Origin of the sequence: Streptomyces sp. NRRL B-3229 (assembly GCF_000719505.1) — a bacterium.
GTDB lineage: Bacteria > Actinomycetota > Actinomycetes > Streptomycetales > Streptomycetaceae > Streptomyces > Streptomyces griseorubiginosus.
Genome location: NZ_JOGP01000002.1, coordinates 162,796 through 174,036 on the forward strand (window position 1 = coordinate 162,796; position 11,241 = coordinate 174,036).

The following is an 11,241-nucleotide window of genomic DNA, read 5'->3' on the forward strand; positions in this document are numbered from 1 at the left end:
AGGGGCTGTCGCAGCGGTTCAGCGGGCGTCACCCGCTCTCAGTTCCGTCACCGACCCCCGTCGTCCCGACCACCAGGCCTGTCCGACCCCCACGCCGACGGCCAGCAGCAGCACGGCCGCCGCCGGCAGCGCCAGGGACAGCAGGTCCATGCGCAACTCCACCGCGCCGGAGTCCGGTTCGGCCGTGGGGAGGGCGACGGCGGTCAGGTCGATCCCCGGGGACAGCAGACGGATCGTCGCCCAGCCCGTCAGGGTGCCGCCCAGGGCGGCCAGGAACGCCTGGGGGAGGGACTCCAGGATCAGCAGGCGCCGGCCCGCCGCCCGGGTGAGGCCCATCGTGCGCAGGCGGGCCAGCAGGGCGCTGCGCTCGGGGGCCGTGCGCAGCAGGGACAGCAGGAGGGCGAGGAGCGCGTAGCCCGTGCCGGCCGCCACCGCCGCCGTGTACACGCGTTCGGCACCGGTCTGGAGGGGGGAGTCGACGTAGGCCGCCCGCTCCTCGGACCGCAGGCGCACGGTCGCGGTCTTCGGGGCGGCCTCGCGCAGGGCCCTGCCGTCCAGGTGCTCGCCGGTCAGCAGCAGCCCCGTCGGCCGGGCCGCCTCCTGGCCCAGGGCCGCCCGGTCCACGACCAGGAAGTCCGGACCCGAGACCGCGGCGGTGCCGTCGAGGACCTCGGTGATGCGGACGGTGAGGGTGCTGCCGTCCGGGAAGAGGACCGGGAAGGGCCGGGTGCCGTACGTCTCGGCGGTGGCCCGGGAGGCCAGGGCCGGGGTCGCCGCGCCGGAGGCCGCCGCCTTCAACTCGCGCTGCGGGAAGGCGCCCAGGCCGGTCCGGGCCGACAGGGCCGCGTAGTCGGCGGGGTCCACCCCGACGAGCGGCAGCGACTGCGCCCCGCCGCCCGTTTTCGCGTCGGTGACGCTCATCGCGGACAGGCCGCTCACTCCCGGCGTACGGCGCAGCCGGTCCGGGAGCCCCGACGGAAGCGGTGCAGCCGACTCCACGCGGGCGTCGGCGCCGACCGAGAGCAGGGCGGCGTGGTCGCGGGCCTCCCGCACGCCCGCGAGGACCGAGCCGCCGAAGGCCGCAGTGGTCAGAGCTGTCAGCAGGGCGAGCAGCGGCAGCACGGCGGAGGCCGAGGTACGGCCCGCGCGGGCCAGGGAAAGGTGCGCCACCGCGCCGCGCAGCCGGGCGGCGGGCCGGGCCAGGCCGCGCAGCGGCAGCGGGTACACGCGGACCAGGACCAGCGCCGCGATCACCCCCAGCAGCACCGGTGCCAGGGAGACGAGATCGCCCGCCGAGCCCGAGGTGCCGCGCCGGCGCAGCGACTCCACCGCCCCCGCGGCCAGCACCAGCAGCGTCAGCTCGGCGACCGTACGGCGCCGGGACGGCCGTACGGACGCGACGTCCTCGCGGCCGGTGTGCACGCGGACCACGCGGTGGGCCGCGACCGCGCGCAGGGGAAGGGCCGCGCAGGCGACGGCGGTGACCGCTGCGGAGGCCCAGGCGGCGGCGCCGGCACGGTCCGCGGGGACGGCGAGCAGCGCGACGCCGAGGCCGACGGCGCCCGCCGGAACGGCGACGGCGGCCGTCTCGGCGAGGAGCCGGGCCGTGAGACCGCGCAGGGAGACTCCCCGGGCGCGCAGCAGGGCGAGCTCGGCCCGGCGGCGTTCCGCGGTGAGGCCGCCCGCCATCAGCAGGACGACGGCGGCGACCGTGCCGGTGCCGAACGCGGCGACGGCGACGAGCGGGGCGATGCTGTCGCGGATCCGGTCGTAGGCGATGAGGACGTCGTCGAAATCGGTGGTGACCTCGGTGCTGCCGTTGAGCACCGAGAGTTCGGTGGACGGGCCGTCGATCCTCCGGCGCACCTCCCGCAGCGCGGGACCGGCCTCCAGGGAGGAGATCGCGTACCGCAGCGCCGGGATGTCGCGGGCCCGCAGGGCCCGTACGTCGGGGGCCAACTGCCAGTAGCGCTCGGGCCTTCCGTCACGGGCGAGCAGGGCGGGCCCGGCGTCCGGGGCGAGCAGCAGGGCGCCGACCCAGTACATGTCGGTGGACGGCAGGGGTTCGCGGATCACGGCCGGGGTGCGCAGGACGGTCTTGGTCGACCAGTAGGCGCCCTGCGGGTCCCGCGGGGTGACGATGCCCGTGACCCGGACGGTGTAGACGCCGGTGTGCAGCACCGAACCGACCTTGATGTGCAGGGCCTTGGCCGTGTCCGTGCTGACCGCGGCCTCCAACCGGTCGGTCGTCGAGGTCACTTGGCCGTCGGCGCGCGGCAACCGCCCCTGGGCGAGGGAGGAGTGGGCGGCGAGGCCGGACTGCGCGACCAGTGTCATCTGCGGGGGGTCCCCGGTCGGCCGCGGCAGCCACGGGTCCAGCACCGGGACGTCCTGCGAGCTGCGCACGCCGTACGCCGACTGACCCCGGTCGATGACGAGCGGGCCCGGGATCCGGGCGCGGACCTGGCTGTCCTGCGAGGCCAGCGCGTCGGGGCGCAGTGCGTTCTCGCGTGTGGCGGACGAGTCCATCGGGGAGGGTGGCGGGGCGTACACCTCGATGACGGTCCGGTCGGGGCGGGCCTGCTCGGCGGCCCGGCGCAGCCCGGAGTCCTCGTACCGGTCGACCGCGCGCGGGAACGCGGCCGCGAGGCACGCCGTCAGCGCGACCAGCAGCGCGAGCGCACAGGCGGCGCCGGTCGCGGCCCGGAGCCGGGTACGGACCCAGGGGACATGGACCCGGGAGGCCGCGCGCCCATCAGGCCCGGTGGTCGTGGTGCCGGTCTCGGGGGACGACCCGGCTCCGCCCTCTCCGGACGACCCGGCTCCGCCCTCCCCGGACGACCCGGCTCCGCCCTCCCCGGACGACCCCGCTCCGCGCTCCCCGTACGACCCGGCTCCGCGCTCCCCGGACGACCCCGCTCCGCCCCGCCTGAACCACCTCATCTCACTCACTCCCCTCGCGCAGCGCCCGCGCAGGATCCGTTCGTCGTAGGGACAGCGCCGCCGTCACCAGGAGGGGGGCGAGGGCCACCGCCGCCACGAGTGCGGCCGCATGCCCGAGGGGGAGCTGGACCAGGACCGTGGGGACCGGCCGGGTCGCCTGGTCCGTGAGCACGATCAGCGGGATCACCGCCCGGGTCAGCACCGCGCCCAGCAGGGCGCCCGCCAGCAGCGCCAGCAGCACCAGGACGCTCTGCTCCAGGGCGACCGCCCGGGCCAGCCGCCGGCGCGGGGACCCGAGGGCACGCAGTACGGCGAACTCCGCGCCCCGCTCCCGCAGCGACCCGGCCGCGCTCACCGCGAACCCGACCGCCGCCAGCGCCGCCGCCACTCCGGCCGCCGCCGTGAACGCGGCCTCGGGGCCCGCGCCGAACGGGTCGTCGCGCAGCTGCCCGGCGATCTCGTCCCGCACCACGACCTGCGTGGGGTCGATGTCGGGCCGCTCCCGCAGGGCCGCCGCGACCCGGTCCGCGGCGCCCGGCCGGGTCGACAGCCACCACTCGGTCGGCTCGACGCTCTCGCCGTACCGCGCCTGCAACTCCCGGTTCACGGACCGCAGATCGAGCAGCAGGGCGCCGCCGTTCTCCGTGGCGGTCGGCAGCTCCGCCACGGAGCGCACGATGCGCACCGACACGGTCTCACCGGCCAGCGGCACGTCCAGCCGCCCCCCGACCAAGGCGGCCGCCGAGTCCAGGAACCGCTGGGTGGCCACGGCCGTGACCTCGGCGGGCTTGGGCTGCGGGGCCTTCAGCCGGACCGTGAGCACCCCCACGCTCCAGCTGTCGTCGGACGGGATGAATCCGGTGCCGTAGGCCGCCACCAGCCGCCCGGACCCCGAACTCAGTTTGGGCGGGGCGGGTTTGTTCTTGTCGTTCGGCGTCGAGGCCACCCCCTCGCTCTGCGAGACGGCCTTCCAGCCGGTGGGCAACGGCAGCCGGCTGACCTTCCCGTCGGTGCCCGTGGCGCTCAACTCGCTGACGGTGAGGCGGTGTTTCTCGGCGCTGCCGCGCGGGACGGGCACGGCCAGCTCCAGGTCGGTGAGGGTCAGCGGGTTCCCGGGCAGGAAGGCGTCCAGCGCGTGGGGCCGTCCGTCGCCGGGGATCTGGCCGATCAGGAGCCGGTAGGGCGTGCCGTAGCGGTCCTCCAGGGTGACGGCGACCTGGACGGCGGTGCTCGGGTCGGAACCGCTGAGGGCCATCGTCAGCCGCAGCCGGGTCGTGCCCGCGGGCACCTGCACGCCCGTCGTCGCCCCGCTCGGGCCGAGCCCCTGGAGGAAGGGCCCGGAGTGCAGGTCGGGTCGGATCAGCATCAAGGCGCGCGAGGTGTCCAGGGCCAGCACCGTCGCCACCCGGCTGCCGGACAGCGGGAGTTCGGACCGGGCGGCGGGTGCGACCCGTCGTACGCCCGGGACGGCCGCGTACTCGTCGGTGTGGCCGAGACCCGCGTTGCCGGCGGCCAGCACCCGCACCGGCGCCCCGGCGCGGAAGTCGGCCTGGTCGGACTGCGAACGGTTCCAGGACGCGCCCTGTCCGATCGCGAGCATGCCCAGGGCCACCGCGAGCACCAGCAGCAGCACCGGGCCCGCGCCGCGCATCGGACGGCGGGCGATCTGCCAGCCCGCCAGGGCCGCGCTCAGTCCGCGCCCGCGCGTCGCCCGGCGTTCGGCGAGCCGGGCCAGCAACGGCAGCAGCCGCAGCGTCAGCACGGTCCCGGCGAGCAGTGCCAGCGCGGGCGCCGCCACCAGCAGCGGGTCCACGCCGAGCACCCCGGAACTGTCGTCGGTCACGGCACCGGAGGTCTGCCGGCTGAGCTGGAAGTACGCCACCCCGGCCACGACCAGCAGCCCGAGGTCGGCCCCCGCACGCACCGGTCCCGGCAGTGTCCGGGCACGGGTACGCGCGAACGACGAGGTCAGCGCGGGCAGGGTGACCGCCAGGGCACATCCCAGCGCGACGCCCGCCGCCACCAGCCACACCGCCGGCTGCCCGTCCCGCGGCACGTCGAGACGCAGCCCGATCCGGGCCAACGGGCCCCGCCCGGCCAGCAGGCGGGTCAGCGGGCCGGCCAGCAGCGGGGCGCAGACCAGTGCGGGCAGGGCGAGCAGCAGCGCCTCCAGGGCGGCGAGGCCCGCGATCCGGCCGCGGGAGCCGCCCCGCGCCAGCAACAGCCTGCTCTCACCGGTGCGTTCACTGCTCAGCAGCCCCGCCACCAGCAGCAGGGCACAGCCCGCCAGCAGCACCAGCTGGAGGGCGACGATCAGGAGGGTGGAGCGGGACAGCAGCAGGGAGCGGTCCGTGCGGTCCAGAACCTCGGGCAGGGCGGTCGACGCGGTCGTGGCGCCGCCGAGCGAGGGCTCCTTGCGCAGGGCCGCGTTCCCGGCGAGGGCCGCCTCGCGCAGGGCGTCGGTGCGCGTGGTCGTCACCGTCGCGAAGTCGGCCGACGCCAGCCAGCCCGACGTGCCGACGCTCACCGTGCCGTCGGTGAGCGCGCCGGAATCGGCGAGGAGCGGGCCGTACGTCGTGAAGTCGAGCTTGTTGACGCCCCGCCCGTGCAGATCGTCGAGGAGCCAGTACGGGTCGTCGACGTGCACGGGCCGGTACAGGCCGGTCACCGTCACCCGTACCGGGGGGCCGCCCAGCCGGTCGGTGAGGGTGAAGCGGGCACCGGGGCGCAGGCCGAGGGCGAGCGCGGCGGCCCGCGGGAGCGCCACCTCCACCTGCCCGTCGGCCTTCCGCGGCAGCCGCCCCTCCACCAGCCGCACCCGGCTGCGGTCCAGTGCGGCGAAGTGGGTCAGATCGGGGTCCCCGGACCGCTCGGCCTCCGGCTGCAACGAACGGGGCAGCGCGTACGGGCCGGACCTGAGCAGGGTCCGCACGGTCACCGGCAGGCCGTCGAAGGTCTGCCGCGCCACGTGGCGTACGACGGTGTCGGCGGCCTTGCGACGGTCCTCGGGCACACCCGCCTTGACGACCAGGGCGGTGTCGGCGGCGTTCCGCGGGTCCCCCAGGGCGTGCCGCAGGGCCGCGTCACCGATAGCGCCCGAGTAGGCGGTCAGGGTCGCCAGGACCGCGGTGGTGAGCAGGACCGTGAGCAGTGCGGCCGCCAGCAGCAGCCGGTGCGCCCGCGCACGCAGGAACACCAGACGTGCGATTCCCCCGAACCCCGTCACGCGGCCCCCCGCCCGTGTTGCGACCTCCGGGCGAGAATGTCAGAGGGGAAGGTCACGGGTAAGCGCTTGTAGCCCGGACTTGACCTGATTGTGATCGGAATCCGACGTCCCACGACCGGAATCCGGCAATCAGTGAACGACGGTCACGCAGAGGTGATCGGTCAGGGTGATAGGTCAGTGGTGATCGCTCGGCGATGAGCAGTGGGCGGTGATCAGTCGGCGGTGTTCACCATCGAAGCGGCCGCGTACGTCAGGTAGTCCCACAGCTGCGTCCGGTGCGCCTCGGACAGCCCGAGCTCGTCGACGGCGACCCGCATGTGCTTCAGCCAGGCGTCGTGCGCCGCGCGGTCCACGGCGAACGGCGCGTGCCGCATCCGCAGCCGCGGATGGCCGCGGTTGTCGCTGTACGTCGTCGGCCCGCCCCAGTACTGCATCAGGAACAGCACCAGCCGCTCCTCGGCCGGCCCGAGGTCCTCCTCGGGGTACATGGGCCGCAGGACCGGGTCCTCGGCGACTCCCTCGTAGAAACGGTGGACGAGGCGGCGGAAGGTCTCCTCCCCGCCGACCTGCTCGTAGAAGGTCTGCGTCTGAAGCGTGCCGCGCCGGATCTCTTTCACGTCATCCATGGTCTCAGACGGGCCGGACGAGGACTCGAGGCTTAGGACCTCCGGTGCCCAGGGTGCAGAGTGGAGGTATGAGCGCGCACGCTCTCGACCGCGATCTCGCCGAACTCGCCGCCTCCGCACGGGCGGCGCTGGTGCGGGAGATCGACGCGAGCGGGGCCTGGGCCGCCGACCCGGTGTGGCGGGAGGCCTTCGAGGCGGTGCCCCGGCACCTGTTCGTGCCGTACTACTACGTCGGTGTCATGGGGGGCCACGAGCGGCGCTGGGGCGAGAGCCCGGATCCGCGCAGCCGGGAGAGGTGGGTGCGCGGGGCCTACGCCGACGCCCCGCTGGCCACCCGGCTGCGCGACGGCGAGCTGCTCACCTCCAGCAGCCAGCCCTCGCTGATGGCGATGATGCTGACCGAGCTGCGGGTGGGGCCCGGACACCGCGTCCTGGAGATCGGCGCGGGCACCGGCTACAACGCGGCCCTGCTCGCGCACCGGCTCGGCGACGACGACCTCGTCACCACCGTCGACCTGGAACCGGAGATCACCGAGGCGGCCCGGCGGCACCTGGCCGCGGCCGGCCACCGTCCCGTCGTCGTGACCGGTGACGGCGCGCGCGGGGTTCCCGAACGCGCCCCCTTCGACCGGATCATCGTCACCTGCACCCTGCCGTCGGTCCCGCTCGCCTGGCTCGCCCAGTGCCGGCCCGGCGCACGGATCCTGACCCCGCTCGCCACCGGACTGATCGCCCTGACCGTCCGGGACGCCGGGCACGCCGAGGGCCGCTTCCTGCCCACGCCCGCCTACTTCGTGCCCCTGCGGGGCGCGGAGCGGCACGAGACGGGCCCCGTCGAACTGGGCGGGGTGCCGCGCGCGGCCCGGGAGAGCGAGCTGTACCGGTTCCTGCTGGAGCTGAGCCGGGCCGGCCTCGAACCACAGGAGGCGTACGCGCTGTGGGAACGCGAGGGCAGGCCGAGCCGGGAGCGCTACGGCGTCACGGTCGCGGGAGAGCGGGAGTGGGCCTGGCTGGACTCACCGGAGGGACCCTACGTCTGGCCCCTCCGGTGACCCGCTCGCCTTCCTAGCCGCGCCTGATCGTGATCGTCGTCCACGCGCCCACGTGGACCCGGTCGCCGTCCTGCAACGGCACCGGCACGAACGGTGTGATCGGCTCCTCGGCGCCGTTGACCGTGGTGCCGTTGGTGGAGTTCTGGTCGACGACCGCCCACGAGCCGTCCGGCTGCTGCACCAGCACCGCGTGCTGGTGCGAGACGCCCGGATCCTCCGGCGGCACCGACAGGTCCACGTCGGGGGTGTCTCCGGTGGAGTGCCGGCGACGGCCGATGGTGACCTGGTTGCCGGTGAGCTGACGCTGCTGCTCGGGGGAGTACGCCGGCAGGTTCAGGCCCGCGGCCTCGGGGCCGGAGCGCTGCATCATCGCCATGAAGTACTCGCGGTCAGGGCCGATGGTCGCCGTCCAGGTCGCCGGGCCCTGCTGCTGGAAGGAGGGGCTGGGCGGGGCCTGGGTGGCGCCGGGCTGGGGGTAGCCGTAACCGCCGGGACCGCCCGGGCCGTTGCCGGGACCACCACCAGGGCCGCCTCCGGGGCCGCCCGGGGCGGTGGAGGACGGCGGGGAGATGACCCAGTCGTCACCGCCGAAGGACGGACCGCCCTGCTGCGGCCGGCCGGTCTCCTGCGGGAAGGCGGGCGGGGCGGAGGCACCCTGTGCCTGGAAGCCCTGCGGGGCACCGCTCGTGCCACCGGGACCGGGGGGCGGCGGGACCGGGCGGGAGGGGTCGGCACCGAAGTTCGGCGGACCGCCGGGGGTGCCGGGGCCGGGACCACCGGGGAAGCCCTGCGGGCCACCGGGGCCCTGGGAGCCCGGGCCTGGCTGGGTGGGGGGGCCGCCGTAACCGCCGGGGCCGCCCGGGCCGGAGGGGGCCTGGGGGGAGCCGGGTTGGGGGTAGCCGTAACCACCGGGACCACCTGGGCCGCCGGGACCGGACGAGCCGGGGCCGCCCGGGCCGGAGGGGGCCTGCGGGGAGCCGGGCTGCGGGGAGCCGTAGCCGCCGGGGCCACCGGGACCGCCGCCGGGACCACTCGGGCCGCCCGGACCGGAAGGACCGGAGCCGCCGGGGCGGGACGTGTCGCCCGGGAAACCGGAAGGACCGGAGCCGCCGGGACGGGCGGGGTCGCCGGGGAAACCGGAGGGGCCAGGTGCGCCGGGGCGACCGGAGTCACCCGGGAAGCCCTGCCGCCCACCGGGGCCGGACGAGCCGGGGCCGCCCGGGAAACCGGAAGGACCGGAGCCGCTGGGGCGGGACGTGTCGCCCGGGAAACCGGAAGGACCGGAGCCGCCGGGCGCACCGGGACCGCCCTGGAAACCGGAAGGACCGGCTGAGCCGGGGCCCCCGGGACCACCGGACGCACCAGGTCCGCCGGGGCGGGACGGGTCGCCGGGGAAGCTCTGCGGGCCACCCGGAGCGCCGGGACCACCGGGGCCGGACGAGCCCGGTCCACCGGGTCCGGCGGGGCCACCGGGTCCACCCGGACCCGAGCGGCCCGACGGCTCCGAGCCGAAGGGGATCGGTTCCGCCGGGCGGTTCACCTGGGACGGGCGCGAGCCCTGGTACTCGTAGGAGTCACCGCCGCCGAAGGACGGGCCAGGCGCCGACTGCTGCTGGAAGTGCGAGGGCGGACCCCCGGAACCGGCCGGCGGACGCGGGGCGGCCGGGGTGTACGAGGTCGCCGTGTTCGTGAGGAAGTTCCACCGGCACTCCTCGCAGAAGGGCGCGCCGCCCTCCCGGGGCGTACGGCACTGCGGGCAGAGCTCCGGCTCCGGGTCGGGCACGGCGGACAGATGGGAACGTCCACCCGGCTGGCCACCGGGACCGCCGGGACCGCCGGGCGGGGGGAAGCCGTAGCCGCCCCCACCCTGACCGGGCGGCGGCGGAGGGGGCGGAGGCACGGCACCGGCCATGCGGTGACCGCAGACCTCGCACCAGTCGTCGGAACCCGACTGGTGTCCGTTCGGGCAGGTCGGCATGTCGGCGCTTCCCCCTCTCGGATCAGGGAACTTCTACGTCGGAAACTGTCTACTTCTTTACACGAACCGTCTTTGTCGACCGGGTCTCGAGAGTCATCTCGTCGGCCTCCTCGACCTTCGCCTTCAGTCGCACAGTACCTGTCGTGGCGTCGACCACGTCGACCACCTTCGAAAGCAGTTTCGCAGTATCCGCGTTCCCCGAGTCGTTCGCGAGCTGAACGGCCCGGCCCAGTTTGGCCGTTGCTCCATCGATATCGCCCGCTTTGCGCAGATCCAGTCCCTGCTGGATCGCCTGTGCCAGTTCGGCCTGGCCGGTGTAGTGGGCGACCTGGGGGTTGATCGACGTCGAGGCCACCATGTCGTCGGTCCACACGGCCCGTACGAGACCCGGTGTGCCCAGGTTCCCGACCGTGCCGTCGGGTTGCGGGACCACCAGCGAGACGCGGGCGGCGAGCATCTCCTGGCCTATGTTCGCGGCCGGGACCTCGACGCACACGTGGTAGTCACGGGACTCGTCCCCCCAGGAGCCGGTGGGGTAGTCCCCGGCGCGCGGACCGGCCTCGGTACGGCGGTCGGTGAGTTCCTCGACGGTGGGCGCGACCTGCTTGACGAACTTGATCGTGGTGCCGACCGGGGTCCACACCCGCAGGGCGACGTCCGCGACCTCCTTGCCCATCGCCGCCTCCATCATCTGCGTGAAGTCGGCGGCCAGCCCGGCCGGGTCGGCGACGATGTCGGCCGAGCCGAGCAGGGCGGAGGCGATCCCTGTGACTTCTTTCACTTCCCAGTCGGTGCCCACGCCCCGTGCGTCACAGGTGAAACGACCGGCGCAGGCGTCCAGGGCGGCCTTGAGGTCCTGGGGCGACTCGTGCTCGTTGCGGCCGTCGGTGAGCAGGATGCCGTGCCGGATGGCGACGTCCGCCGAGGACAGCAGGCGCTCGGCGAGACGCAGCCAGGTGCCGATGGCCGTACCGCCGCCCGCGCTCAGCTTGCGCAGGGCCTGCTTGGCCTGGCCTCGGGTGGTGGCGTCGGCGACCGCGAGCCGGCCGCCGCCGGGATACACCTCCCTGGCCACGTGGGTGCCGTCGATCACCGTGAAGTGCACCCCGTCGCGCAGGGTGTCGATGGCGGCGGCCGTGGCGTCACGGGCGTTGCGCATCTTCGTCGGCGGGTAGTCCATCGAGCCCGAGCAGTCGACCATCAGCGCCACCGCGGCGGACGGGCCCCGGCCCGCCGACCACAGATGGGACGTGGTGGCCGCGCTTCCGATCGTGCCGCCGCCGGTCGCGGTCACCGTGACGATCGCGTTGACCTCGCGGCCGCCCTCGGGCAGGTACTCGTTCTGGTAGACGTCCAGCGAGAACTGCGGCACGTTCGACTTCGAGAAATTGGCCATGCCTACTCAAATCCCCCTCG

At 75.2% G+C, this 11,241-nt stretch carries 6 protein-coding genes; 1 reads left to right on the plus strand and 5 read right to left on the minus strand.

The genetic code is table 11. From position 1 onward, the window contains the following. Nucleotides 1-18: 18 nt before the first annotated feature. The 3 genes from IF54_RS0103715 to IF54_RS0103725 all read right to left on the minus strand — a co-directional run bounded on the left by IF54_RS0103715 (nt 19) and on the right by IF54_RS0103725 (nt 6,795). The gene (locus IF54_RS0103715) at nt 19-2,943 is read right to left on the minus strand and encodes an FtsX-like permease family protein (RefSeq protein WP_078851868.1); all 2,925 of its coding nucleotides are present in this window, start codon (nt 2,941-2,943) and stop codon (nt 19-21) included. Between the two features lies 1 nt (nt 2,944). Continuing rightward, nucleotides 2,945-6,139 carry an FtsX-like permease family protein gene (locus IF54_RS0103720; protein WP_234438909.1) on the minus strand — a complete coding sequence of 1,065 codons (3,195 nt, stop codon included), beginning with the start codon at nt 6,137-6,139 and terminating at the stop codon, nt 2,945-2,947. Between the two features lie 242 nt (nt 6,140-6,381). After that, nucleotides 6,382-6,795: a globin gene (locus IF54_RS0103725; RefSeq protein WP_030314432.1), complete on the minus strand. Its 414-nt coding sequence runs from the start codon at nt 6,793-6,795 to the stop codon at nt 6,382-6,384. 68 nt (nt 6,796-6,863) lie between these two features. Between IF54_RS0103725 and IF54_RS0103730 the strand changes: the two genes are divergently transcribed. Next, nucleotides 6,864-7,847, plus strand: a complete 984-nt coding sequence (locus IF54_RS0103730) for a methyltransferase domain-containing protein (RefSeq protein WP_030314433.1) — start codon at nt 6,864-6,866, stop codon at nt 7,845-7,847. Nucleotides 7,848-7,860: 13 nt separating this feature from the next. On the opposite strand, the gene IF54_RS0103735 is transcribed toward IF54_RS0103730, so the two are convergent. Then, nucleotides 7,861-9,825 carry an FHA domain-containing protein gene (locus IF54_RS0103735; RefSeq protein ID WP_030314434.1) on the minus strand — a complete coding sequence of 655 codons (1,965 nt, stop codon included), beginning with the start codon at nt 9,823-9,825 and terminating at the stop codon, nt 7,861-7,863. A gap of 49 nt (nt 9,826-9,874) precedes the next feature. Next, entirely contained in the window at nt 9,875-11,221 is a 1,347-nt protein-coding gene (locus tag IF54_RS0103740) for a vWA domain-containing protein (protein ID WP_030314435.1), read from the minus strand. Between the last annotated feature and the right edge of the window lie 20 nt (nt 11,222-11,241).